The organism is Cyanothece sp. BG0011 (genome assembly GCF_003013815.1).
Classification (GTDB): Bacteria; Cyanobacteriota; Cyanobacteriia; order Cyanobacteriales; family Microcystaceae; genus Crocosphaera.
Map to the genome: position 1 here is coordinate 98,050 of NZ_PRLH01000137.1, position 25,991 is coordinate 124,040.

At 39.2% G+C, this 25,991-nt stretch carries 28 protein-coding genes, 1 tRNA gene and 1 pseudogene; 4 read left to right on the forward strand and 26 right to left on the reverse strand.

Going from position 1 to position 25,991, the window contains the following annotated elements; translation table 11 throughout:
* Positions 1-60 precede the first annotated feature (60 nt).
* From C4E06_RS16740 to C4E06_RS16790, 10 genes are all read right to left on the reverse strand, one after another.
* A complete protein-coding gene (locus C4E06_RS16740) occupies positions 61-1,845 on the reverse strand; it encodes a lipoxygenase family protein (protein ID WP_107669083.1) in 1,785 nt (594 codons plus the stop codon).
* Between the two features lie 191 nt (positions 1,846-2,036).
* A complete protein-coding gene (locus C4E06_RS16745) occupies positions 2,037-2,351 on the reverse strand; it encodes a hypothetical protein (protein ID WP_107669084.1) in 315 nt (104 codons plus the stop codon).
* 426 nt (positions 2,352-2,777) lie between these two features.
* Positions 2,778-4,796 carry a lipoxygenase family protein gene (locus C4E06_RS16750; RefSeq protein ID WP_107669085.1) on the reverse strand — a complete coding sequence of 673 codons (2,019 nt, stop codon included), beginning with the start codon at positions 4,794-4,796 and terminating at the stop codon, positions 2,778-2,780.
* A 79-nt stretch (positions 4,797-4,875) separates the two neighbouring features.
* Positions 4,876-6,234 (reverse strand): cytochrome P450, encoded by a 1,359-nt coding sequence (locus C4E06_RS16755; protein ID WP_157951175.1) that lies wholly within the window; start codon positions 6,232-6,234, stop codon positions 4,876-4,878.
* 110 nt (positions 6,235-6,344) lie between these two features.
* Entirely contained in the window at positions 6,345-7,664 is a 1,320-nt protein-coding gene (locus tag C4E06_RS16760; protein ID WP_107669087.1) for a cytochrome P450, read from the reverse strand.
* Positions 7,665-7,732: 68 nt separating this feature from the next.
* Positions 7,733-8,128 carry a hypothetical protein gene (locus tag C4E06_RS16765; protein ID WP_107669088.1) on the reverse strand — a complete coding sequence of 132 codons (396 nt, stop codon included), beginning with the start codon at positions 8,126-8,128 and terminating at the stop codon, positions 7,733-7,735.
* Between the two features lie 81 nt (positions 8,129-8,209).
* Positions 8,210-9,223 carry a DUF2235 domain-containing protein gene (locus C4E06_RS16770; protein ID WP_107669089.1) on the reverse strand — a complete coding sequence of 338 codons (1,014 nt, stop codon included), beginning with the start codon at positions 9,221-9,223 and terminating at the stop codon, positions 8,210-8,212.
* Positions 9,224-9,971: 748 nt separating this feature from the next.
* Complete coding sequence (gene psaJ, locus C4E06_RS16780) at positions 9,972-10,100, reverse strand: photosystem I reaction center subunit IX (RefSeq protein ID WP_008275518.1); 129 nt, start codon at positions 10,098-10,100, stop codon at positions 9,972-9,974.
* 54 nt (positions 10,101-10,154) lie between these two features.
* Complete coding sequence (locus C4E06_RS16785) at positions 10,155-10,649, reverse strand: Photosystem I reaction center subunit III (protein WP_107669091.1); 495 nt, start codon at positions 10,647-10,649, stop codon at positions 10,155-10,157.
* Positions 10,650-11,084: 435 nt separating this feature from the next.
* Positions 11,085-11,408 (reverse strand): hypothetical protein, encoded by a 324-nt coding sequence (locus C4E06_RS16790; protein ID WP_107669092.1) that lies wholly within the window; start codon positions 11,406-11,408, stop codon positions 11,085-11,087.
* A 33-nt stretch (positions 11,409-11,441) separates the two neighbouring features.
* Here C4E06_RS16790 and C4E06_RS16795 point away from each other — a divergent pair.
* Positions 11,442-11,514 (forward strand) — tRNA-Ala (locus C4E06_RS16795).
* 7 nt (positions 11,515-11,521) lie between these two features.
* Here C4E06_RS16795 and C4E06_RS16800 read toward each other — a convergent pair.
* The 3 genes from C4E06_RS16800 to C4E06_RS16810 all read right to left on the reverse strand — a co-directional run bounded on the left by C4E06_RS16800 (position 11,522) and on the right by C4E06_RS16810 (position 14,517).
* Positions 11,522-12,922 carry a hemolysin family protein gene (locus C4E06_RS16800; protein WP_107669093.1) on the reverse strand — a complete coding sequence of 467 codons (1,401 nt, stop codon included), beginning with the start codon at positions 12,920-12,922 and terminating at the stop codon, positions 11,522-11,524.
* Positions 12,923-12,947: 25 nt separating this feature from the next.
* Positions 12,948-13,655 (reverse strand): hypothetical protein, encoded by a 708-nt coding sequence (locus C4E06_RS16805; protein WP_198648764.1) that lies wholly within the window; start codon positions 13,653-13,655, stop codon positions 12,948-12,950.
* A gap of 661 nt (positions 13,656-14,316) precedes the next feature.
* Positions 14,317-14,517: a hypothetical protein gene (locus tag C4E06_RS16810; RefSeq protein WP_107669094.1), complete on the reverse strand. Its 201-nt coding sequence runs from the start codon at positions 14,515-14,517 to the stop codon at positions 14,317-14,319.
* Positions 14,518-14,922: 405 nt separating this feature from the next.
* On the opposite strand from C4E06_RS16810, the gene C4E06_RS16815 reads away from it, so the two are divergent.
* Entirely contained in the window at positions 14,923-15,459 is a 537-nt protein-coding gene (locus C4E06_RS16815) for a peroxiredoxin (protein ID WP_107669095.1), read from the forward strand.
* Positions 15,460-15,468: 9 nt separating this feature from the next.
* Here the strand turns inward: C4E06_RS16815 and rsgA are convergent, their stop codons facing one another.
* The 5 genes from rsgA to C4E06_RS16840 form a co-directional block, all read right to left on the reverse strand.
* Entirely contained in the window at positions 15,469-16,602 is a 1,134-nt protein-coding gene (rsgA, locus tag C4E06_RS16820; protein ID WP_107669096.1) for a small ribosomal subunit biogenesis GTPase RsgA, read from the reverse strand.
* Positions 16,603-16,826: 224 nt separating this feature from the next.
* Positions 16,827-17,468: a Uma2 family endonuclease gene (locus C4E06_RS16825; RefSeq protein ID WP_107669097.1), complete on the reverse strand. Its 642-nt coding sequence runs from the start codon at positions 17,466-17,468 to the stop codon at positions 16,827-16,829.
* Between the two features lie 238 nt (positions 17,469-17,706).
* Entirely contained in the window at positions 17,707-17,946 is a 240-nt protein-coding gene (locus C4E06_RS16830; RefSeq protein ID WP_107669098.1) for a sulfurtransferase TusA family protein, read from the reverse strand.
* On the reverse strand, positions 17,943-19,073 hold the full coding sequence (gene dnaJ, locus C4E06_RS16835) for a molecular chaperone DnaJ (RefSeq protein WP_107669099.1): 1,131 nt from the start codon (positions 19,071-19,073) through the stop codon (positions 17,943-17,945). Before dnaJ ends, C4E06_RS16830 begins: the two co-directional genes overlap by 4 nt.
* A 287-nt stretch (positions 19,074-19,360) precedes the next feature.
* Positions 19,361-19,993, reverse strand: coding sequence for a CatB-related O-acetyltransferase (locus C4E06_RS16840; RefSeq protein ID WP_107669100.1), 633 nt, complete (start codon positions 19,991-19,993; stop codon positions 19,361-19,363).
* A gap of 99 nt (positions 19,994-20,092) precedes the next feature.
* On the opposite strand from C4E06_RS16840, the gene C4E06_RS16845 reads away from it, so the two are divergent.
* On the forward strand, positions 20,093-20,524 hold the full coding sequence (locus C4E06_RS16845) for a hypothetical protein (protein ID WP_107669101.1): 432 nt from the start codon (positions 20,093-20,095) through the stop codon (positions 20,522-20,524).
* Positions 20,525-20,532: 8 nt separating this feature from the next.
* Here the strand turns inward: C4E06_RS16845 and C4E06_RS16850 are convergent, their stop codons facing one another.
* The 8 genes and pseudogenes from C4E06_RS16850 to C4E06_RS16885 form a co-directional block, all read right to left on the reverse strand.
* A complete protein-coding gene (locus C4E06_RS16850) occupies positions 20,533-21,048 on the reverse strand; it encodes a tetratricopeptide repeat protein (RefSeq protein ID WP_107669102.1) in 516 nt (171 codons plus the stop codon).
* A 518-nt stretch (positions 21,049-21,566) separates the two neighbouring features.
* Positions 21,567-22,246: pseudogene (locus tag C4E06_RS16855) on the reverse strand (hypothetical protein).
* A gap of 159 nt (positions 22,247-22,405) precedes the next feature.
* A complete protein-coding gene (locus C4E06_RS16860; RefSeq protein WP_008276016.1) occupies positions 22,406-22,525 on the reverse strand; it encodes a photosystem II reaction center protein J in 120 nt (39 codons plus the stop codon).
* 35 nt (positions 22,526-22,560) lie between these two features.
* The gene (locus C4E06_RS16865) at positions 22,561-22,680 is read right to left on the reverse strand and encodes a photosystem II reaction center protein L (RefSeq protein ID WP_009544126.1); all 120 of its coding nucleotides are present in this window, start codon (positions 22,678-22,680) and stop codon (positions 22,561-22,563) included.
* 10 nt (positions 22,681-22,690) lie between these two features.
* The gene (psbF, locus tag C4E06_RS16870; RefSeq protein ID WP_087591155.1) at positions 22,691-22,825 is read right to left on the reverse strand and encodes a cytochrome b559 subunit beta; all 135 of its coding nucleotides are present in this window, start codon (positions 22,823-22,825) and stop codon (positions 22,691-22,693) included.
* A gap of 25 nt (positions 22,826-22,850) precedes the next feature.
* Entirely contained in the window at positions 22,851-23,096 is a 246-nt protein-coding gene (gene psbE, locus C4E06_RS16875) for a cytochrome b559 subunit alpha (protein ID WP_107669103.1), read from the reverse strand.
* 84 nt (positions 23,097-23,180) lie between these two features.
* Entirely contained in the window at positions 23,181-24,173 is a 993-nt protein-coding gene (locus C4E06_RS16880; protein ID WP_107669104.1) for a photosynthesis system II assembly factor Ycf48, read from the reverse strand.
* A gap of 76 nt (positions 24,174-24,249) precedes the next feature.
* Complete coding sequence (locus C4E06_RS16885) at positions 24,250-24,597, reverse strand: rubredoxin (RefSeq protein ID WP_107669105.1); 348 nt, start codon at positions 24,595-24,597, stop codon at positions 24,250-24,252.
* Positions 24,598-24,834: 237 nt separating this feature from the next.
* Between C4E06_RS16885 and C4E06_RS16890 the strand changes: the two genes are divergently transcribed.
* Positions 24,835-25,980 (forward strand): VWA domain-containing protein, encoded by a 1,146-nt coding sequence (locus C4E06_RS16890; protein WP_107669106.1) that lies wholly within the window; start codon positions 24,835-24,837, stop codon positions 25,978-25,980.
* Positions 25,981-25,991: the final 11 nt, after the last annotated feature.

Sequence of the window (25,991 nt, forward strand, 5' to 3'; positions counted from 1 at the left end):
AAATAGGCGAATCTAATTAACTCGCCTACTTTAAAACTTAATTATTGATGACTCAAACAACTAAATAGCGATACTCTGGGGAATATGAGAAGGCTGTAAATAAACGTAAGGCGTTTTACCTTGTTGTTTCAGGTTATTGTTACGTTCTTTCAACTTAGATTCAATCCCTCTCAACTCTTTTTTAAAGTCCTTAAAAGCCTGTTTATCCCCCTCTTGTTTGAAGGGGTTAGGTAAGGTTAAAAGACTCTTGCTAGTAATGGGAGGAAGAATGGTTAAGACTTTAACTAAAACAATTTGTTTAATGGTTTGTGTTCGTCCGGGTAACCATTTTAAAAGTATTTTTTCTCGTTCTTCTTCACTCTCAACAGTATAAAGAGAAGAGAAGGGTTCATACAACGCAAATGGCATATTTGCTACCCATGCACCATAATCATACTGTCCGAAATTAACCGCAGCGTGTTGCGTGGTTGCTAAGAAAATCATTGTTGTGACAATCTCAATTAAATCGTCAACATTATTGAGTTTTCCAGTGAGTTGAGACGCTTTTTCTGGGGGAAGTAATCCTTTAATCGTTCCTGCGTCGGGGGAAATTAATTCATTTTTCCAAGCTTGTAATTGGTCGTCATTTTCAACCCCTTGATTATCTTTGTAGTGATTTTTAATGACATCACTAACATACTTTTTCGTCGCATTCCACATCAACAGCGCATCATCTTTATAGTAGTAGTTAGGTAAGTCTTGAACCTCACGGGATTCTAAACTATAGGGTAAGGCTTTTTTGTAGAATTCCCAAGGTTTACCTTGATAGTTAGTCACTAACCCTTTACCCCAATAAGCTCGACTTAATAATTCATTGGAGCTAGTGTAACCTAAAGCCCCCGTAGCATCAAAAAAGCCACCTCTTCCTAAGAAAACAGAACGCGCCATATAATTAATAGCTAAGGTGTCAAAAAAGTGGGGTTTCAGCAGTTGATAAAGAATGTGATCGGGGGTTAAAGTTCGATAGGTACTAACGGTACAAACTTCAATAACTAAATGAGTATCCAGTAAATGAGCAATAATCCCTTGATAGGCAATATCAGTGGCAGAAACAGCTAACTTAGCAGCTTTCCATTCCGCTTTAGAAGATTTAGGAGTGAAAATTTCTGGAATTTCAGGGTGAGCATTGGGATCATGTTTCTGCTTAATTTTGATAGCAACGGGTAGTAACTCTTCTTTCTCATTGAGATAAAATAAACACAAAGGAGAGCAGGTATAACGCCCTAATTGATCTTCTCGCGCAGAATCAATAATGTCGTCAAAAATTTCGTAATCAACTAGATAGAGTTTATCCTGATCGAACGCTGTTTTAACAGAAAAATTATCACCTAAATAGGGTTTAAGATGGTCTTCTGTTACAGGAAATTTACTACCAACTCCGATATCTTCTTGTTTACATTTTCTCATCAAAACAGGGTTAAGACCTTGTAAAAATTGCCGACCAAATTGTATATCTTCTTCCCACTTATCGGCGATTAAAGGTTTAGGTAAAAGGGTAAAAGGTCTGAAAAAACCAGTTAAATCTTTTAACTTTTCCCAGTAATCGGTAGGTGCTAACGATGCAATTAATCCAAAATCAGCAACCCCTTTAAATTCAATTCCATGTTTAGCAAAATAACCAAAAATATGAGAAATTTGCGCTAATAATAAACTTAAGACAGAAATTAGAGCCGTAAAATCAAAAAAGAAGATTTTAAAAGGACTAAATCCTTCTCCTTTCGGAAGTCCAATGACGTAAGGTGGTGCGCCAGGATAACGCACTTTTGGATCAACCCATTGAAAGGTATCTTTAGGGTTACTGGTCATAGTTTTAATTACTCCTTTTAATTGCAATTACAATTCATCTACAGTCTGAATACCTGATTTTCCGTAATGACTCGTTATTAACTGCCCCGACTTTAGAAATTGACTGAAAATATCTGCCTTAGATTCAATAAATCTCTGCAAAGATAGAAAAGTTTTATAATTATTAATCAAAGGACAAATATTAAGTAAGATTAGGGAACGATAAAAGATGTCTTCTCCTTATCAGCTTGGACATCATTAACCCAAGAATGCCATAAAGTGATGTGATAACTAGCATAACGACATAACTTTTTAAGATTGTTGCTCTGATAAGTACCTGGACAAAAATAAACGTTACAAGTTGAGATGAGGGAGAAGACAGGAGGCAGGGCAATACTACGCAGGTTTTGCTCAAAACCCTGGTTGAAACTGCAAGGGAGACGAGCGACCCCGGTCGGGTTCCCCGACAAGCGTGAACGCGCGAGGAGAAGGGAGCTTTCTTGCGGGGGAGAAAACCGAAAATCCATCTCCGAAGCTCCTTACTCCCTGCTCCTCTGCTTACTTTAAAGAAAAGTCAAAATCCAAAACCTAGGCAGTATTGGGAGGCAGGGGGCAGGAGTAGGGTTAAAGCTTGGTTTACAAATGTTTATACTCATATCTTGCACCTTCGATTAAACCCCCCACACCCCCCACACCCCCCTTTATAAGGGGGGCAGGGGGGGTAGGGGCAGGGGGGTAGGGAATAGGGAATGGGCAATGGTATTTATTTTTGACTGTAACTGATTGAGAATTGATTCTCTCTAGTTTATTATTTGGTTTTTATGTACTGGTGCAAGATGTCAGTATACAGTTTACTTTGCATCATATAAATGCTCTAGGGGTCAAAAACTTTTGACCCCTAGGAAAATGTCTTGAAAAACTTTGAAGTTTTAGATCACAATTCAATGTGGAAGTTAAATGTTGATTAGGGCGCGAATATTACCAATATCGTAGTTCAAATCAGCAAACTGATCCTTGTAACCTGATAATGTGATTCTGAACTCTTCAGGAATATCGTCATCCTCATTTTTGAGAATATAGCCATATTTAATGGCAGTTAGAACATTAACCATGTAGATCACATTGGTTGCTTCTAAGATAGGTGGGGCAATGTTAGGATCATCTTCACTACCAAAACTTCCATTGCGTAATGCTAAGGAACTGTAGAAAATATCCCCTCCTTCATCAGCCTGAGAATCATTAACCCAAGAATGCCATAAGGTGACGTGATAGACGACATAACGACAGAATTCTTTTAAGTTTTGGATATCTGTCTCATTGGGTTTATCTGAGGTGGTAATGGGTCGAGTGGCTTTTACTGTACCATTAACTGTCGCTCTAGGAATATCTGCTTTATCAAGCTCATTGTAATCATACCAATCGTAATCAGGATCGGGAGCAGAGTCACAGGGTTCATGAGGTTCATAAGCAACACTGTGTTCAACAATATCATCAGAAAAGCGACGAATTTCTATCCATTCTTTGAGGATTTCTTCTTGATAATCTTCAAAAAATTCATCAATATATTCTGTTAATACCTGCCAATAAAGATTAGCAATTTTGGCAAAAGTATGGGTCGCACAAACAGGTTGACGAGGTTTCCAACCTTTCCAATCATAGGTAGCCATACTTTCTTTACAAATTTGTACCACTGAAGCTGGTGTTAAGGGTCCATTAGTCGTAACTAAACCCACTGTGGGGGATACTAATACTTCATCCGCTCGTTGATTTATATTAACTAAACTTTTGAGGTGAGGAGCTAAGATCAAACGAACGGGATTATTGCGTAAGTTACGAAAAGCAGCGATGGTGTATTGTTCCATCTGTAAATGAGCTTTAATATAATGCTCAATCATTTCTGCGGCAAAGAAGCTATTAGTCCGATAAATGCGTTTCGCTTGGTTCCATTTTTCCCCATCATTGGGCGTATAAGTAACCGCTTCTTTTAAGGGAGAATGGGGGGCAATAGAATCAGGATAACGACTTTGAACTTTAATGGCTGTCGGAACTAAATTATCTCCTTTTAATTCAAAAAATGCCTCGACATTATTGAGGTCGTGGTCATCATCTTTTTCGTAGTCATTCCAATTAAATTCGGTCTTGAAGAGATTAGGATTGGTTTTATTTCGCTTCAATAAACGGGGGTTCATCCCATTCAAAACCCGTGACACAAAATATTCATCGCTACGGCTATAACCTGGCTTGTTTTGGTCTAATTTGATGGTTAAATTAGGGGGATAAGCTGCTTGAATTTCTGATAAAGTCAGTTCGTTGGGGTTGAGGGTATGAGTAATAACGTGCTTAGCTTTAATGGGAACTAAACTACTGGCTGCATCATATCCAGCAAGGGTACGACCCACAGAATAATCATCGGGTGTCCCTTCTAGTTCACTGAAAAATAAACGAGCAAAATGACTATCGGGTTTGTATAACCAGTAAGGCACTGAACAAGTCCCAAAATCATATTCTTTTTGCTTGACATTATCTGGCCCTTTGATAATATAGGCAATCCGATAGGTAGGAACAGGCTGATCATCACTATCAAAAGCAATGCGATTATCTAACAATCTTAACTCTAAATCAGGGGTATCAAGAAACCCTGCACTTTTGGGATCATAGTAAATGATAAATTTCCCATCATAATCAGTGATTCCTGTCCCTAAATAATCCCCAGGTCTGCCAATATCCCTGTCCCATAATTCTAACTGAATATTGTGTAAGGGTTTATTAGTATCACTGAAAACTAACTTTCCAGTGACTTTGTTGAGTTGATCTAGGGGTTTATTAAACTTCTGTTCTTTAAGTTGAACAATACTTTTTTTAGCGGCTTTTTCGGCTTTCTTTTTCCCTAAAGCACTATCAGCCACTTTAATCCCTAAAACTTGCTTGAATTCACCGACAATTTTGCCGATTTTGCTTTCATTTTCTGCCATGATTGTGACTCCTTGTAAATCGATTTAATGGTTTTAACGTTGACAAAAGCCCTGATGGAATTGCTCAAATGCTGCTAATTCACCCCTTAGCTTGAACAGCCAAGGGAAAACAAGCTCCATTCAAGATTTCAGGGGATCTCGTTCCTAATTGGAAAGAGGCTTTATAGGGGGTGGTTTCATCGAACTTTGTCTGGACTTGAGAGACAAAGGTTGCTAGGGCTAATTTGATGATAAATAATCCAAAATATCTGCCGACACAAATTCTTTCACCCCGTCCAAAGGGGAAAAAATAGTCGCTATCGAGTGGGTTGGCAGCACGAGTGGCTTCGTCCCAACGCTCAGGATTATACACCAACGGATCGGGCCAATAACTAGCATTTCGTTGCAAACACCAACTACTAATAAATAGGGGTGTATCCGGGGGAATTTGATAACCCGCAAAAGCAATGGTTTTTTCCTTATGGGTATTGCGGGTAAAAAATGCCACTGGGGGTAAGAGTCTCAAAGATTCTAAAAGACATTGTTCTAAGAGTAAACATTGCTCTAAATCTTCGAGGGTGAGAGAATCCCCCGGTAGACTCTTAACTACATTTTCCAAACGCGATCGCCATTGAGGATTTTGATCGAGTAAGTAGAGGGTATTGGTTAACCCTCCTGGGGTTGAAAAATTGGCACTGAAGTAAATTTCAGCAAACACATGAGCGATCGCTTGTTCGGATAATTGGGAGTCCCCTTGGCGAATCATCAAGCGGAGTAAATCAGGCCCGGTGGGGTCATTTTTCGCTTCTTGAACGATCTGGTTAAACAGGGCAAACCAGCGCTGACTAGCTGCTTGATACTCAGGTTCTGTGGGTTCTTCGGGATAGGAACCGCGAGACTGAAGACGCTGATCGGCGATTTTCGCCATCATTAAGTAATCTTCAAAAGCTTGATCCCCTAAAACTTGCCCCACCGTAGCACGGGCAAATCCGTCAAAGATTAGCCTTTTCATGGCAGGGAAAAAGGGAAATGAGCCTTGAGTTGAGCGAGTCACCAGGTTTTGGATGGTTTCGCTAAACTGATGCTTAAGAATGGGAACTTGCGCCCCTAACCATTCCTGAACATCGCCTCTGCTTAAGGGATGATTTTGGCGAATAAAGCTCCAATCTTTGTCTTGATGGGGAAAAAGAAAGAGACTATCTTCGGTCATCATCGGGCTTGCAGCCTGTTTGAGTTTATCCTTATAGAATAATTCTTGCCGAGAGATCAGCACTTCCTCAATCAATTGGGGATCGTTAACCACTAAAGCGGGTTGACTCAATAGCCAAACTTGCGTGACTCCCCCATACGTTTCCCCATACTTGGCACAGACTTCCCAAGGCAAGGCTTTTTTGAAGTCTAGAGCATTACCAAAGGGAAAACGGGGAGGAGGCCCAGGAATCCCCTCAAAGGGCTTCATTTTCTGCCCATGTATCAGCTTAAAAAGACTATGCAGTAGATCAACCATCTCTCTTTTTGTTTGATTTTTCGTGATTACAGTTTTCTGTAGGGGTCAACGGCCGTCAACCCCTAGCGATCGTACCCAACGACAAAACGGGTGGGGATATAGCCTTGATACTTAACTTTGCCTTCCTCCCCAGGAAGCAATTTTAACCCTGGCCGCAACAGGATTTGTTTAACCACTTCAGGAACCACAACCCCGGCAATGTGTTCACCGCCACAGGTATGACTACCGTAACCAAAGTGCATATAGTTATACTGAGGACGGTCAATGGAAAATTCATCAGGATCTTTAACAATAGCCGGATCAAACATGGCTGAACCTACCCCCGCTAAAACAACGCTGCCACGAGAAATGATCGTTTCTCTGGGGGTTCCGGCCGCTAGGGTATAATCAGCTTCACAAAAACGTACCAGAAAGGGACTAAAAGGATTAAAACGAACGGCTTCCCAAACATACTTATCAAACGTCTCGTCATCATTAGCTTTCGCTGCTTCTAAGGCTTTTTGAAAGATTTCAGGACGGTTGAGTAATTGGTCTATGGCCTGAGTAATAACTTGTGCAGTTCCTTCAATACTACCTACTAAGAAAATCATCATGTGGGCAATAATTCTCTCTTTCGAGAAGGGAATATCGGGAGGAAATTTAAGATTAGCTAACCGTGTAAAAACATCTCCAGGTGCAGTGTAATTCTCTTCCGTTGTTTGAGGTTGGAAAAACTGGGATAGATAAGTGAAAAAGTTGGTGGATTTTTCCGTTTCTTTAAATTTCTTTTCCTCAAATAAATCAGTAAGATAAGCCCGCATCTCGTTACTTGATTGAACCGAAGCCTCATGAATTTTAGGATCGTTTGTTAAGTTTCTAAACATATCGTCTTGGGTTGTTTTTGCCCAACGATACATCGTATCTAAATCCGGCCCAGGAAAGCCAAAGTAATCACCACAAAGTCTGATGGGAACGAATTTCGCTAGGTCATGAACCACCTCAATTTTTTGGTTTGTTGCTGATTTATCTAAGGCAGATTTGGCGATTTCTCCTGCCATTTTCCTAACCCTTGGCAAATCCTCCAGGGGTAATACGGATCTCATTATTGACTTTTCACGCCAGTTATGATCTGAATTATCTCTGGCTAACATACAAGGGCCAAAAACGGGGTCCATTTTCGGAGCAAATGCTCTCACAGAGAAGAATTCTGAGCGAGATAAAACCTCTTGAACATCGGGAAATAAACTAACTAAAACAAATTTAGGTGTAATAAAAATAGGACGGTTTTCTCTTAATTCTTTAAATAAACCTGACCAATCAGTCCAAACTCCCTGATTAATAACTTTAACTTTATCTTCAAGGTTTTCCGTGGGAATACTATCATACCTTTCTAGGTAAGACATAATATAGACCTCATTTTTTGGGTTAAATTGCAGAAAGGTTCAAGACAAAATCTATCGTTGATATAGTGCTAAGAAACCGCATCTACATCATGAATACATAGAACAACAATTCTATAGTCATCCTCTACTTTACGCAGTGTATAACTAGCTCCAAAAGTAGCTAATATCTGTCCATCTTTGCTGTAGCGAGTAGCTACGGTACTAACAATTCCTACACTGTCACTCAGTAATTTCACGTTTAAAGGACCGGTTTCAGTTCTGTCGTAGTTCTGTTTCTTTAAATCAGCCATAACCTTCCTAAAAACCAGCCATAACCCTAACCGATTTTTGATGGGGGTAACTCTTTGTGTAATGAGAATTGATGGATAGTGATAAAAAGGAAATAAGAGTCTTGGTTGAAGTTTGGGAATTATATCTCTATATTGCTCAATTTTGCTTCTTAATTGCTCTGCTTGATCTGTCATCAGAAGATACTCTCCTAAAATGGTAAAACGGTTAAAATTGGGATGCTTTCTATTAAAGGCTATACAAAACAGCCCTATTGCTCAATTTTGGAAAATTTTATTGAGTATTTTTTCCAGATTTTTCGGTCGATAGTCTGCAAATTGTTTCAGTCTTTCAAGGGTACTATCATGGAGTTCTTCTAGATCATCCCCGACCTCACGGAGCTTAATTCCTGCTAATTTATAGAACCCTGGATCATTGTTAAATTGGCATTGGTGATCCGGTTCTACCCCTGTGATAATCGCACTGATGTCAAATTCTAATCCTAATCCTAGTTCTCCAATGGAATCAATCATCCATTTTAAAGCCCCGTCGGAAAGCCCTCGATAAGCCTCTGTTCCACCACCAACGCAACCATGATCTCCAGGAAACCATTTTTGCAAAAGTTGTTGATTTGGGGCGTGGGGATTTTTGCTCATCAGCGTCACATCAAACACTTCGCGAATTTCGTCGATCGCTACGGCGTGTATGGCATTCTGGACTTCTCGGTTTAATTTTGTGTCATAAAAGGCATAACGCCGATGTAACCAAGGTTGAAAGATTTTGAATAAGGGTAGAATGGGAATTCCTAAAGCGCCTACCGTATCAAAACAACCGATTAAGGTGATGGGAACGCGATCGCCGTAAGTTCTGCGGTATTCAACGGCCTCATTATCTGTAGGTTTAATATCTCGGTTGCGATACAGTTCATAAGCTTCTGCTGCGTTGGTCACATAATGACGTTTTACTAGCCCTGAACAATAAATCATTCCTGCTAGACTTCTCACGGTATATGCACCCCGACTAAAGCCAAACAGATAAATTTCATCCCCTGGAACATAGTTCAGACAAAGAAACCGATAACCATCTTGAATATTGCGATCAATGCCAACTCCGGCTGCACCTCCTGATAGTTTTTGACTTTCGGTGCCAATTCCGGCATCGTAAAACACAATTTGTTGTGTCCCATCATCGGCGACGGGTTTAATGCCTTCAGTGAGTTTAACCACATTACTAGGATAAGAACTTTCTAAATCTTGCCAAGTTCCGTCACAACAAACTATCAGTCTTTTCATGATCAGCTTGTCCTAATATTTTTTAAAATTTCTAAGTTTGATTTCGTAATTCTATCATTAATCATTCCTGAATCTTAAGTCTTAAAAGTATAGAATTATTTCTTCAATGTTCTCTAAAAGTATAAAAGGTCTAAAAAGTTTAAAATTTTAATTTAAGTAGTCGGACATAAATATAATTAACTGTCTTGAGAAATGTAAACAAGCTGTAACCCCTCTCCCTGCTCCGGCGCTCCGGCACTCCCCCGCTCACTTGACAGTAACGTTTATTTTTGTCCAGGTACTTAGCCCCTTGTTTACCGTGAGTTGGTTTTGCTAGAAAATACCTAATCGTCATTGATTCGATTTCCTTACTCACATCTTGCACCAAAACTAATAAACTTAATAATTATGACAAGGTAGTCAATTGTGAATAATTTAGCATCAAAATTGAACACTTTTGCCTGTCTTGGTGAGCGTTCCCTTGCGCAGATGCGAAGGCGCGGGGTCTCACCGCTCTTGCCTCTTGCCTACCCCCCTGCCCCTAACCCCCCCTGCCCCTAACCCCCCCTGCCCCTAACCCCCCTGCCCCCCTTATAAAGGGGGGTGTGGGGGGTGTGGGGGGTGTTAGCGAAGGTGCAAGATATGAGCTTAAATATTGATGTTTTTTCGTAAAATGATTCAAGAAATGTAAAAAAAAGAGGTTGATAAAATTCACTTTTATCAACCTCTAATCTTTAAAAATTAATGACGTGAGTTATGAATGAATCTTTTATCCTAAAGGATGGAAAAGAAGATCAGGATAGAAACGATTGAACTCAATTAAAATCCCTGCAGTAACCGTTAACAAGGCCATAATTAAAACAGGGGCAGTGGATAAAAACTTTGTCAAACCTTCCATGAATTAGTTCTCCAAACAATTAATGATCAATGAAAAAGTGCAAATCGTGTTTAATTAACGAGGGGATACGGGGATCTCGTTATCCTTGGCGGTTAATTTGCCAGAGGTTAATTCTCCAAAGGCTGCTAAGGGCCAAGCAAAGCCGGTTAACATCTTACTGATAGCGAGAGGAACATTGATGACAACCTCTTGCATTTCAGCATTTTTATCATCGCGAATGGCGATTAAATAAGCGCGGCCAACCCAACCGATCCAACCGGCAATATAAAGAAAGAGGATACCAGGAATAGTAAAGTCTCCCACATGAGCTAAGTTACCATCTGTAATGAGATGGGGATAGCCTTCAGGACCACATAACGCTTCTGCGTAACGTTCAGCCCGTTTTTGACCAGACTGAGGATCATTGGTGGTATTGCGGAAATTCTTAGATTTTTGCTGGTAAGCAGGGTTTTCGCTACAAGGGGTTAAATTAGCGTAGGCTGCCGAGGCAGTAGGGGCAAAGCTAAACCACAGGGTTGCAATGAGAATTAAAGCGAACAATCGTTTCATAAGAGTTGTTTCCTTTTGTTACAAAAGACTAACGTTTGTTGTACACAAGATAGGAAAAATCAATGGTACATCGATGATATCTTACTCTGACGGCAAAGCCTGAGTAAAGATTGTCTCCCACCCGTCATTTTATCTTGACTTAATGGTTGACTTCATCATAATAAGCCCCGTGACTCCCTAGGCTAAGGGTTATGTTACAAATTGTTATCGTCGCTTTGCTCCTGGGTGTGGGGTGTAGGGTGTGGGGTGTGGGGTATTTTCACAAGTCAATGTTATACCTCTTTTGACATCCTTTTGGGTTTAAAACCCCACCGTCACGGACATATCAAGCTAACGAGGAAACCTAGTCAGTCTTGTCCTCCTGTACGGTGTATTCAATTGACCCCCGACACCCTATCCCCTAACCCCTACACCCTGTTCAACGGAGTAAGGGGGTTAGGAGATTTTTTTGTTCAATTGCCTCAAATTTGGCAGTCGATACCATACTCTCCATAACAATTTTAAGGTTCGTAACACTTTTTGAGCGATCGCTATTTGAATAACAAAGCTTCGATAATATTGTCGTAGTTGGGCGGTTCCTTGTTGTCCCCTGACTATCAAATCTCGGTTGAGAGCAAACAATTCACCGAGTTGTTGTTCAATATTGTTTAATTGATAGGTAATCTGTTGTAGGGAACCATATAATTGCCATAGTTTCACCACTAAATAACAATTAATACAGGTAATAATTAGGTTAAATATAATAACAAACAATAGCATTCAATGTTATAATTATGGATTGTAGGAAAACCTGGGGAATTAGCTCAGTTGGTAGAGTGCTGCGATCGCACCGCAGAGGTCAGGGGTTCGAGTCTCCTATTCTCCATCATAGGTCAATCAGCCAAGCCTTCATCACTGTTATCTGATGATTGTACTTCTATTTCTTCTTCTAAAGGTTCACTGACTTGAGGCGGTTGTCGTCTGAGGTGAATTTGTCGTAACCTAGGTCCTTCAGAATCAACAATCGTAAACGATAAATCCTCATAATTAAGGGTTTCCCCTTCGCTGGGTATTTTTTGCCACTGATACAACAAAAAGCCCCCCAGGGTTTGATATTCATCGGTTAAGGGTAAATCTAACCCTAAAACATTATTTAACTCTTCAAGATTGAGTTGCGCTTCTATCAAAAAATTATGTTCATCAATCATTTTCAGGGTATCTTCTTCTTCGATGATCCCTTCAAGATCATTGCCTAAAATCTCTCCAATCACATCTTGTATGGTAATTAAGCCAGACGTTCCCCCAAATTCATCCACCACCATCACCATTTTTAGTTGCGATCGCTGCATTAGGGCTAATAATTCATCTAAGGCCATTGATTCTGAGACAAATTTAACCGGTTTGATCCAAGACTGAACCGAAGAGGTTTCGATCAACTCGCCTTGGGCCAGGGGTTGGGCTAAATCTTTAAAATCAATAATCCCCAAAATATCATCTAAGGAGTCTCCTTTGACGGGGTAACGGGAATGTCCGGTTTGGGTCACTTCCTGCAAAAATTCTTCAAAGGTGGCGGTTTCAGCGATGGCCACTAACTGGGTACGGGGAACCATCACTTCTACGGCCGTCACCGCACTAAATTCAAAAACATTTTTTAATAATGCCCGTTCTTGGGCTTCTAACCCAGTGGATTCGCCTTCGGTGGCAATAATCAATTGTAATTCTTCTGGGGTGACTTGACTATAACCGCCGTTGGTGTTGTATTTGATCCCAACACTCCGTAATAAATAACGGGTAGACTGATTTAAAATCCAGATAAAGGGGTTAAACACTTGAGCAATAACCCCAATGGAAGGCCCCAAAAAACGGGCTAATTCTTCTGAGTAAATCAAAGCCACTGACTTAGGACATAATTCCCCTAAGACAATTTGTAAATAGGCTAAGGCTAAAAAGGCGATAGGAATGGCAATACTGTGAGAGATACTGTTGGCCACCAGAGGAGGTAAGGGTAATTTTGACAATCCCTCCATCACCAATTTAGCCATGGTACTTTCTCCTATCCAACCCAAGGCTAAACTTGATAAGGTAATGCCTAATTGGGTAGTGGATAAGAGGCGATCAAGACTCCGTTGTAACGATTGTACGGTTTGGGCTTGAATATCCCCTGCTTTGACCAATTGACTGACCCGCGATCGCCTCACTGAAACCAGAGCAAATTCTGCGGTGACAAAAAAGGCGTTAATGGCTATCAATAACAGAATTGATAGGGCCCGTATTAAAATATCTTGGGTGGTCATATTTAGCGTCTGACAATCACAAGGATTATCGAATAACAGGAATTTGGGCGATATTAAGTTTCAATTTTTGATCGGGATAATCGGTCAGATTCAAGGATAAACTCTGACTATCATCCACTAAAGCCGTGGGAATTTTGACCTTACCCACAAAATTCTCACTATTGGCCGGCAATTCTTCGGGAAGTCCTTCTGTAATAGCACTTAAGGAACGACCTTGATTATCCTTTACCTCTAAAAAACTATAAAGGAATTTCACTGGGGTGGCACCTTCATTTTGTAAATTTACTTTTAATGATAAAGTCGTCCCCTCGTTGATGGCTTCATCCACTTCTAACTTTACCCCTTGATCGGTTACTTGTAAGGGCAAATTGGCAACGGTTTGGGAGGGTTCTATATCATTAGGCGTTTCTTCGGTTGATTGACTGGTTTTGTCTTCAGTTTTGTTATTTTCTTTGTTTTGCTCTTTTCCAGAGGCGGCTGCTTTATTTTTCTGATGGGTATGGTTATAAACTTTAATTAAGATCGTTTTTTCGTCAATGGGCTTAAATTCGGTGGGTTCGGTGGATTTTTTCTTTCCTTCTGTGAGTTTCTTGGTTGGATTGTTTTCTGGTTGACTGACTCCTTTTAAAGCCTGACTCCCTGCTTGATACGCTAAAAAAGCACTGGCGGTTCCGGCTCCTGACATGAGTAATAATAGTAGGATGGTTAGTTTCAGGGTTGAATTAATTTTCATAATCAATAAGGGCAAACTTAAAAATTCTCTTTAATTATATTTAATTATGATAATTAGTAAACTGTACTTCGTAAGGCTTTTAGATCGGCGAGAGTTTATCGAAGAGATTGTTGAAAAAGTACATCTTAAGACTATTTTAGCTTGTATTAACCTAGGGTAATACACTGAAAAACCTGATTTTGGTTCATTATGGCATGATCAAAGTCGAGTCATTAGCTAAAAAACCCTACTTAATTATTTGGGAACCCTTTCTAAGCTAATTAAGATAACATAGTGAAACTTTTGAGAAAAATTTATAAATCCTCGATCCTTTTTCACATAAAAAATAACTATTAAAATGCTTGTTATCGCCCTCTTTGCTTAGATTTGACTAACAATAAACTGACAACTCTTTTTAATTTTTTTATCTTTATAATTTTTTCTGCTCTCAGTTTTTATTATAGCTGATTTGACGAACTAAAATCCTAGAGCTTAACCCCCTGTAATTTTCAGGGATAAAACCATTGAAATAGGGCTTAAATTCTTATCAAAAAACAATCAGCACATAATTGTAATTTAGGTTTTTTAAGCCCATTTATCTTCAATCCATTTAATTTTTTCCTATTTTCTCTGACTAATGCTCTCTGTTTAGACCGAGAATGATTAGGGTGAAGATAATATTTTAGAAGGATATTCCTTGACGGGAAGCTAACTTTTCAACCGTTGCTTGAGTTTCCTGGAGTAGCTGCTGCCGAGAATCACCATTGTGGGTCAAATTTGGAACTAAATTTCTGGCTTGTAGTGTCATGTGTAATTGTAACTGGGCAACGTAGTCCCCCATGTTTTCTTGATTAACAGACTGAGCAACATTAGCTGTTTCCATCTTTAACACAATCCTCCTGACTTGCGAACGGTTTGTTTAACTTGTCTCCATAGAAGTTATCATGACTTTCTGTCTCTTGTGACCGAAGATGTAGATTTTTATACATTTCTCAACATACTGTAACGTTTAAGGGTCTTTCGGGGAGACAGGAGACAGAATATTTAAAGATACAGAAATAGTAAAAAACCTCAGTCATACTGAGGTAGATGAGGAGATTCCATGAGACGCAGGCCGAACAAAGATCAATTGTCATTATTATCGATATTTTGCAAAGGCAAGTCTTTATCTGGCTGACTTGTTCTTATCTATGCTTAGCTTACCCAAAGTTCACTGAGTTCCTATCAATCGGAATGACAATTATTGTAAACTTATGTAAAGTAGACAGAATTGAAGTAGAGAAGTGTTATGTTACGCCGTCAACTTTTAGCTATATTATTAGCGATCGCTTTGATTGTTTGTGGGACTCAAACCCCTGCATTAGCGTTAGGAGGACCACAACCCCCTTTAAATGTACCGGCCCCTAATTTTACCTTACCCACCAATACAGGGGACGGGGACATCTCGTTATCAGATTATCGAGGACAGTGGGTGGTATTATATTTCTATCCTCAAGATTTTACCCCAGGTTGTACCTTAGAAGCCCGTCGTTTTCAACAAGATTTACCGAAATATAAGGCTAAAAATACTCAAATATTAGGGGTTAGTGTAGATAATGTTGACTCTCATCGAGAGTTTTGTGACGCAGAAGGTTTGAAGTTTCCATTATTAGCAGATACCACTGGAGAAGTGAGTAAAACTTATGGATCTTTTTTAACAGGAATGTCGTTGCGTCATACCTATTTAATTGATCCTGATGGTATTTTAAAAGAGAGATTTTTAGGGGTTAGACCAGCAATACATAGTCAAGAAATTTTAGCTTATCTTGATGAAGTGAACAGTTAACAGTGACCATTAAAAATCTAAATCATCTTCAAATTGTTCTAACTCTTCTAAACTTTGATTTTCATATAAATCTTGTAAGTTTTGATGTTTTTGTCGTCGAGACGTTCGGCGATATTTTTTACTTTCTAATTTAGGTTCATAATATTCTTGCCCTGATGCTTTCATTTTTACTTTAACAGTTGATTCTTGATCGGCCATTTGTTGAGTAGCTTCTTTTTGAGCGATCGCTTCTTCTAAAAAGGTTAAATAATGTTCATACCGTTCCCAATTTTCGTCAATAATACAGTTAGGTTCCCCCCGGTGAAAACAATCACTAAACTGACAATTTCCTTGTGCTAATTGTTGTCTTGCTTCAGGAAAATAGTGAATTAATTGACTAGGTGAACAATCTAAATGAGGTTGATTAAATCCAGGAGTATCGGCTAATAATCCCCCATCGGGTAACTCAAATAATTCGACATGACGAGTGGTATGACGACCTTTTTGTAACTTCCCTGAAACTTGATTGACTCGTTGCTTAACGTCAGGAATTAAGGTATTAATTAAACTAGATTTTCCTACCCCAGATGGTCCAGCTAGAATCGTAATTTTTTCCTTTAAACAGTCTCTTAGCTCGGTTAATCCCTGAGAAGTCATTACACTAATCAATAAAGGGTTATAGCCCCATTTTTCTAGGCGTTCCTGCCATGTTTTTTGTTGGGTGGAGGTCAGGAGATCCGCTTTATTGAGACACAATAAACAGGGAATATCAGTGGACTCAGCTTTGACCAAAAAACGGCTTAACTGCCAAGGTTCTAAGGGAGGTTCATCTAAGGCGAAAACCAGAAGCATTTGCTCAGCATTGGCCACAGGAGGACGGGATAACTCGGTTTTGCGCGGTAAAACTTGAGCGATCGCCCCTCTTGCATCTTGATAGTCCGGTTCTTCAACGATAACGCGATCGCCTACCATGATCTGTTGTCCAATTTTCTTTAAACGAGTTCGTCGAGTACACAGTAAATGGGAGATGGGACTATCATTTAAGTCCATCAGGGGTTGATCTAAGGAAACTTGATAAAAATTGGCCTGTACTGCGATCACTGTCCCTATAATATCTGAGACGGTGGTAATAGATGAAGGGTTGGGGGAGGTTAGATCATGCACAGGATAATTAAGATAACATTCTTGAATCTATTGCCCTATTTTAGCCTAAACAGTCTTGTCGGGTGGGTAGTGCATGGGCTTATGATACCGCCTAACTGTACATTCTTGTAGGGGTCAACGGCCCTTGACCCCTACAATGTTTATTATTCAAAATAGGTTTAAAGCCTTTTCATTTATGAAGAAACTTGAGAATGTAACAATCCATAAAAAATTAAATTGTATACTTATTTTTGAAATTCTGTCATTAACCATTGTCCTACAGTGGACTGAGCTTCTTGACGACTTTTATGTAAGGCCTCTTCTAAGATAGCTAATTTTAATCCAGAAAATACGTGAGATGATTCTATTTTGTAAGATCCTTGTGATTCTAAACTATAAGCAATAATCTGACAATTATTAACATCAACTACCCAATATTCTTTAATATCTAATGATTCATAGAGCGATCGCTTTGTCCCAATATCATCAAGAAAGCTAGTCTTGGCAATTTCTACGACTAAATCAGGGGGTGAATACTGATTCAAATTTACAATATTTGTCCCTGATGGAATGATGTTTGCTTTTTCTCCCGTGTAGGCAGCAATATTAGGCTGAAATTCTTTTATATCAGCTTTACGAAAAGAACAATTATCTAATAAATTGATAGGAAGACTATCAACGATACCCAATAAATTAATGGCAAGACTAATTAATGAATGATCTTTGCTATGATCAAATCCAACTGGTAACATTTCTAACCTCATGTGATGATGATAATAATAAGCTTTTCGCTTTTCATTGACGGGATCACCAATAATGTTAAGGAAATCCTCCCATTTAGTAGGAATCCATTGATCTAAGATAATTTTAGTTTGAGCATTGATCATGGTTTTAGCAGTAGAAATTTATTTTTATTGTAGAAAGAAGGTCTAACTATATCAAAAAGAATCGATCAAAATTTAATTTTTTTCAACCCCAGTAGGGGCTTATACTATTTTCAATAACTGAGACTATAGATGTCAATTATGTAGGGGTCAACGGCCGTTGACCCCTACGAAAATGTGTAGCTTAAGTTTCGCAAATTGGTATTAATATTATTAAGCCCCTACGGATCACTAATTTTCATTAAGGACGACGCACTTTAAGGGAGAAGAACCCCTGACGTTCATCAATGGTTTCCACCTGGTATCCTTCCATGGTTAAACTATCGGGGACTTGTTCGATGGGTTCCCCTGGATCTAACCACACTTCCAACAATGAACCAGGGGACATTTGTTCTAATTTGAGTTTAGTGCGAACAAAATTGATGGGGCAAGGGGTTCCCCGCAGATCCAATAAAGCTGTATCAGAGCTTGAAGGCTTCATTTATGAAATAAACTCCCTAAAAACCCTTCGAGTCCCCCTTTGCCGTGACTTTGGCCTTTAATGTGAGCTAACTTTTCTAGTAATTCTCGCTCTTCTGAGTTAATGCGAGTGGGAATGTCCACTTTGACGGTAATCAAATGATCCCCCCGAATCGCATCATTACCTAATTTTGGAACCCCTAAATTTTCTAGGGTGAGGACAGTATTGGGTTGAGTTCCTGCAGGAATGGTCAATTCTTGTTCTCCATCCACCGTATCCACTGTTACAGTACATCCTAAAATTGCTTGGAGATAACTGATAGTGATCTCCGAAAGGATGTTCATTTTGTCACGGGTAAAGACCCTATCCGGTTCAACATACAAGTAAACGTATAAATCCCCTGCTGGACCGCCCCGTAACCCTGCATCCCCTTTTCTAGAGACTCTCAGACGGGTTCCATCATCCACCCCGGCAGGAATGGTTATTTTTACTTTTTCTGTAACTTGTCTACGTCCGGCCCCGTTACAGACTTCGCATTTTTCTTCAATCACTTGTCCTTGACCGTTACAAGCAGGACAAGCAGATACTTGAGCAAAACTACCGAAAGGGGTACGAGTCGCGCGACGAACTTGGCCTTGTCCATTACAAGTTGAACAGGTTTTTGCGCCCGTTCCAGGTTTTGCCCCATCTCCTTTACACACTTGACAGGTTTCTAAATGGGGAATGCGGATCTCTTTTTCTCCTCCGAAAACGGCTTCTCGGAAGTCTAGTTTCAGATCGAGGCGTAGATCATCTCCTTTTGTCGGTCCCGTACGACGACGGGTTCCACCGGTTCCCATACCGCCCCCAAAACCACTGAAAATGGTTTCAAAAATATCGGCAAAACCGCCCATGTCACCCATATCGCCATAGTTGAAGCCTCCGGCACCACTGACTCCTGCTTCTCCAAACTGATCATAACGATTTCGGGTTTCTGGTTCGGATAATACTTCGTAGGCGCGGTTAATTTCTTTAAACCGTTCTTCTGCTCCTGGTTCTTTGTTAACATCAGGATGATATTTTCGCGCGAGACGGCGATAAGCTTTTTTTAAATCTTCTTTACTGGCGTTACGGTCAACCCCAAGAATATCGTAGTAGTCACCTGGCATAGATCGTTAGTTTCGCTTGTTTGTGGGTAATGGTTGAGTGATAGGCTTAGTAGTTACTTTAGCAAACTATTGTAAACAAAACACTATTTTAGATCGTTTTTATGATCTTGTTTGATGCGAGTTCACGGTTTGCAGTGAGCATTTATTCAATTTCAGCGATGCAAGTACAACAATCTATCTACAACATTTTAGCCTTTCCTATTGGCATAATGCCACTATTAGCAATCAGTTATCAATTATTCATTGAACAATTAGCTACTATTAGTATAACGCTTCTGTTCGATAAGTTAAAAAGTCAAAGATTTCAACGCTTCTATATTATTGCTGCATAAAATAGAAATATTGTTAGTAATTTTCTCAATCGGCCAATCCCACCACTTCATTATTAATAATATTTCAATCACTTCATCATTAAAGCGTTTTCTAATCAGTTTCGCTGGATTTCCGCCGACTATGGTATAAGGTTCAACATCTTTTGTGACGACGGAATGGGCGGCAATAATTGCTCCATCTCCAATGTTAACACCAGGCATGATTGAAGCCTTATAACCTAACCAAACATCATTACCGATGACGGTATCTCCTTTAGATGTTCCTTCGACAGACATGGTATTCTCCCAAGCGTGACCAAAAATTGAAAAGGGATAAGTTGTAAAATAGTTAAGGGGATGGTTTCCCCCATTCATAATAAATTTTACATCGCTGGCAATGGCGCAAAATTTTCCGATAATTAATCTATCCCCAATAAAATCAAAATGATATAACACATTTTTTTCAAAGTTCCCAGGGTTATCAAAGTCATCGTAATAGGTAAAGTCTCCGACAATAATATTAGGATTTTTAATAATATTCTTAAGAAAACAAAGACGCTGATAGTTGTTTAAAGGATAAACTGTATTGGGATTGGGATAAGTGGTCATTCTTGATTATTTCTCTTAGAGTCGTTATTATATTGAGCCAAATATGTTAGTAAAACAGAGTGTCGGAGATCAACTCAAAATTAGTTAACCAGAAAACTCATGATAAAAACAAAGAAACCATTGCCTATTTTAACCATCAGTCTCAGTTTCAGCTTACTATCTCTGGGATGTACTCCTGAAACCATGAATTCAACGGAAGATGCCTATCAACCGATTAATTTAGCAGAAGTTGATGGAGAATTAACAGGAGATGACCCAGAAGTCATAACATTAAGTTTATTTGGTAATCAAGAACCGGTTGAGGGTAATTTTTCCCAAGAAACCGAAGTGATGGAAAAGGACGGATTTAAGCAAACAGTTCTTTTAACTCAAATGAATTTACCAGATGACTCGGTTAAGGGGTTACGTTATCGATTAAAGTTTGAATTTGATCAATCTGTTGGTCAATGGCGTTTACAAGAAGTAGGTCGTCAACAGTCTTGTCGTAGAGGGGATTCTCCTGATAGTTGGACTGTTGAACCTTGTCCTTAGATTAATCCTTATCTTAGTCGTTCGTTGACTTCATCAATATGATTTTGGGTCTTTTCAATTCCCGAAGTATCTCCCATTTCTGTATAAACTTTTAATGCTTGTTGATAATAATTGATCGCATCAGCAGCTTTTCCCATATTGACATAAACGTTACCCATATTACTGAGAGAGGTGGCTACCCCAGAAAGATTATTGATTTCCTGATAAATGGTTAATGCTTGTTTATAACTTTCTAAAGCTTGGGGATATTCTTGAATTTGACTATGATTAAATCCTAATCCTAACCAAGACCAAGCTTCTAATTCTTGGTTATTTTCTTGTTGTACAAGGGTTAGTAACTGTTGAAGGCTTGCTATGGCTTCTAAGCTTTCTCCTTGTTGGGCCTGTTGTTTGGAGTCTTGGATTAATTGGTCGATTTGTGCGTTGACATTCGTTTGTCCCCAAGTTATTTTTTCAGTTAAAGGAATAGTAAAAAAAATTAAACTTAGACTCAGCAATGTTATGGATAAGCGTTTAAGTTTCATATTAATTAGTTACACAGGTTTTTTTTATTAATTATGAATTAATTTATTTAATGATAAGACATCCCCACCGTTAATAACCGATAGGGATGAAATTTAGATGCTATCTGGTGGCCGTTGGTCTCACACTATTCAACATGAAACTTTAATTTCACGATCAACACAACGTTAAGTCGGGAAACTACAAAAACCGGCAAACTATGATTTACCCTATAGGAGAAAGAACCGATAAAACAGCTATTTTGATCGCTTTTAAAAAGTTTTCTTAACTTGACGCAGTTCTCCTTCAGCAAGAAATTAATAGGAGTTAATAGCGAACCTCCTAACCTCTCAATCATAAGACTGTTTTTAAGTTTTATATCTACATTAATTTTCTTTGATTGGTAAAAAAGAAAACATTTTTATGAGTATAGGGTTATCTCTGATACTTTTATGTTAGACAAGAAAATTTGATCCAATTCTTAAATTAACCTTAAAAAAGCCAATAAGCTTAAATACTCATGCTAGATTTTCAGAGGAAATTAAGACTGACGTAAGATATTTTGCTGACGATTAAATTCTCTTTCTTCTGGGGTCAATACTGGAGACTCTATGGGGGTCGCATATCCCATTGTAATTCTGCTAATAAGAATAAACAACTAGCCATGACGAACCCAGTAAAAAGGAATTGCCATTGAACGAAATAGGTTAACAATTGTATTGCGAATAAATGAATCAATCCAGTGATCATAAACGTTTGTGAACTCATTCCGATTCCCATGACAACATAGCCAATGGCCGTTAATCCTAACCAGAGAGGACAGAGATTGATTAAAATAATCCCAATTCCCCCAAAAATACCCATATCGGTGAGGACTAACCCCATGATCATTAATCCTATCCAAAAGTAAACTATCCAGCGTAATTGCTCAACCTTAACCCAGAAATGAGTTAAACCGGCCATGATAACACTGCCGACTAGGGTAAGGATAGACCAGAGGATGGCTTGCAAATGCCAACTAATAGGAAAAAAATGAGCCGTCGCAAAAATAACCCCTGTGATGATTCCCCAGAGTAGAAACACTTGATCGATTCTTGTATAAAATCTATAAAAGAGTGTTTTTTGACCAATTCGCCCGTAAATTTTTAAAAGTCCACACAAGTCTTGAATATCGAGTTCTTTCTGTTTAAAACGAATAATGGGTTGAGATATTTTAAACAAGGGCTTTTTTATTGAAATCAACTTTAATGATGCTTATAGCATAACATTAATTTATGATTCTTAACAATAGTTCATGAAAAACACCGCCCATTATCGTTAACAGGCGGTTATTGAAAAATCATCTTAAAGTTTTCAACTTCAGATAACAACAGTCAGCTTCTACATAGAGGAACCGATACCAGCATAAGCACCGTAGAAGAAGAGACCAAGAACGGAAATGGCTCCCATCCCAGCAATTAAACCGACTAGCCAAAGGGGAATTCTACCTTCTGCGAACATGATTTTACCTCCTAGATAATACCCAAAAAAATGAATTAGTTAAAGAAATAGCTCGAAAAGAGAATACCAAGAACCGCGATTAAAAGTAATCCTAAATATAAGGATGTACGGTTCAATTCTACAGGTTGACGGTTGGGGTTTTGATTTCTGTCCATGAGTAAACTCCTATCTTTGGATGAACTGCATAGCGGCGATCGCACCGACAAAAAAGACAGTAGGAACGGCTAAGGTATGAACCGCTAACCATCTTACGGTAAAAATGGGGTAAGATGTGGGCTGATTGGGGGCGTTGTTTACCATTGTTTTAAACCTCTTCTAAACTAAACTACTTATTAAATTCTTCGATTTGGTTTTTGGCTTCAAAACGGTCTTGAATAATGGGTAATTCTTGACGTTCTTGAGTGAAATACTGGTCAGGACGGGGAGTCCCGAACACATCGTAAGCTAAACCGGTGCTAACAAATAGCCAACCGGCGATAAATAACATAGGGATGGTGATGCTATGAATAACCCAGTAACGAATACTGGTAACAATATCGGTAAATGGACGTTCTCCGGTAACACCTGACATTTTAAGTTTCTCCTCTGAAAGTTAATTACGAATGGCAAAATCTAGTCTACTACGATTTGCGAAACAGTCTTAAATAGAAAAGTATTAAGCTGCTTGTGATGTGGGTTCATATTTGAGCAAGATCCCATCTTGTCCCAAAATAAAACCTTTTTCTGGGTTAACAAAAACGATTTTATAGAAGTTAGATGGTACGCTTTCAACCTCACGATCTTTCTTCCAAGTTTCCCCCTTATCAGAGCTTACCAATAAGTTGGCACTGCCACCGGCCACCCAAACTTCTTCGGGGGTACGATAGGCTAAGTCTAGTAAGCCCCAACTGGTAGACGGTTCAGGATAAACCACGTCTTGCCAGTCTTCTAAGTCTTCTGGGGAAGTAAATTGAAGTTGTCCGCCTCTGGCCAATAACCAAAGACCTCCTTCTTCACTGTAACCCATTGCTTGTAATCTTCTCGATGAGTTGCGGTTATGGGGGGTCCATTCGCTTTGTCCGGGTTCCCAGGTGGAATAGAAGTTACCCCGTGCCGAAACAGCGACGTAACGACCATCAGGCGATCGCGAAATATTGCGAGCCACACCTACGGCTCCTTCAACTAAAGCATTCCAGGTTTTACCCCCGTTATCGGTTTTGTAAATCGCCCCTAAGTTGGTGACCATTTCGGCCGTTTCAGGGCCGAGGGCGACCACCCCATCCGGCGCACCGGGAAGTTTTTCACTGAGGGGAATGCGGGACCAGTTTTCGCCACCATCTTCGGTATGTAATAGGATAGCAGGTTTTCCTGTGATCCAACCTTCCTCTCCGTTGAAACTGACCCCAGTGAAGCTAACTTTTTCGTCGCCGAGGTCGAGTTTCCGCTCTTCCCAGGTATCTCCGCCGTCGGTGGTTTCAAAGAGGGCGGCTTTTGTCCCCACTAACCAACCGTGATCGGGATCATCGGTAAAGGCAATGTCGGCAAAGGTGACATCGGTTTGCAACGAAAGGGTTTTCCAGGGGTTATTGAGGGTAGACGGCACTTGACTGCAACTAATGCAAAATAAGGAAACGGCTATTAATATTACAAATTGTTTCAGTTTTCTCATAAACACAAGGTAAATAGACTGATAAAAGTTTGATCGGGTTGGTCAACTCTGTTTAAGACAACATTCAGGTCAAGGGTTAACCTAACCCGTATAAACTGAGGAAAAACAGGAACCCTAAAGCCAGTCCCCCAAAAATTAGGAGATTTTTTTGATTAGGAGTCAGATTATTGACACCAAAGCCATAATTTAGGTTTTCTTGGAACCCAGAGGGGGCATTGGTTGCGCCAATACTGACGAACTGGTTGGGCTTTGCGCCACAGACGGGGCATTTCCAGCCTTCAGGGAGTTCGGAAAAGGGAGTTCCAGGGGGAACGTTTCCCTTGCCATCGCCTTTGTCTGGCTCATATACATAGCCACAGAGACGACATTCGTGGTTAGCTGGTGCGAGTTCAGCTAGGGTTTTTTCTTCGGGTCGTTCAGCCATTGCTGTACTTTAAGCAAATCTTAATATCTATGTTACAAATTATCCCATAAACTTAACAATCTGAACAAATCTTGCTATGGAAAATGAAGGGTTGGGGGTTGGGGATGGTTCAAAAGAGAAGTTACTGTTAACTGTTTTGTGCAGTTTTGATCAAATCACCTCGAAGATAATTCGCCACAATATTGTTGTCAATCCTTCAAGAATTGGTCATCATAAATATAAGGAATACAGTTGCTTATGAACCAATCTTCTTGTGTCACCATAACGCCAGGAGAGTCATTAAACCCCTGGCAAAAAGTTGGACTAGAGTTAATTACATACTTACATCGAGGACGAGATGTTATTGTCGCCATTGATTTAACCGGAAGTGTCAACTTTAATGAGGAAGGGAACACTCGTTTACGTCAAATTTTACAAGATAGTTTACGTTCAGGAGATTCGGTTTATATTGTCCCGTTTGCTGCTGAAGTTAACCCTTTAAATCCTCAAAAAAGTTCTTTAGGTGAGGTTATTAAATTTAAGAACAAAGCAGAAGATATTGAGGCGGTTATTAATAAGATTTTTGCCGCTTATCAAGAGGGTTTACGTAACACAGATATTCAAAAAGCTGAGTTATTTGTTTATCGAGAATTAGCTAGATTAAATCAATGTCGCTTATCAGATAATATTCCGATCAAATCTCAATCGATTGTTTGGATTACTGAAGCTCCTTTATTACAAGCTCCTGGTATTTCTTCTGATATTTGGAAAGAGACACCAGCGAGTAGTAAGTTTCGTCAAAAAAATTCTCCAGAAAGCAAAGAAAGACAAGCTTGGATTGATGCTTTACCTTTAGAGAAGCGATCGCAAACGATTACTACTAATAATAACAAAAGTTATCAGTTAAGTGTCATTGATATTCCTCCTACTGTGCAAGAATTTTGTACCCCAACTCCTGGAGGAAAACAAACTTGTTTAGTTAATAGTTATCTCATTAAGCAGCTATGGCTTCCTAGTTTGGTTATGCTAATATTTATTTTAGGGAGTGCAGTAGGACTTAAGTATTTTTTGAGTCTCCAGAAACCTTGGAATTTAGAAGTTAGATTTCCTGATGATGAAGATAGAGAAAAACAAAAATGTATCCTCAAAAATAAGCAAAAAATAACCATTGGCGATCAAGGATTAAAGTCAATTTATTGTCCAGGAGAAGAAATTAGAGGATATTTAGAACGTCAAGGCAATCAATTATATTTGAAGCCAACAAAAGAGGCTCCTATTTACTATAGAGGAAAAGAAATTATCAAAAAAACAAAACTCAATAGTCAAACCATTAAGCTTAACTGTCCTAACACATTTAAAAATAATCAAGATTTTGATATTGTTATTTCATTAATCAATAAATAATGAGGAAATGA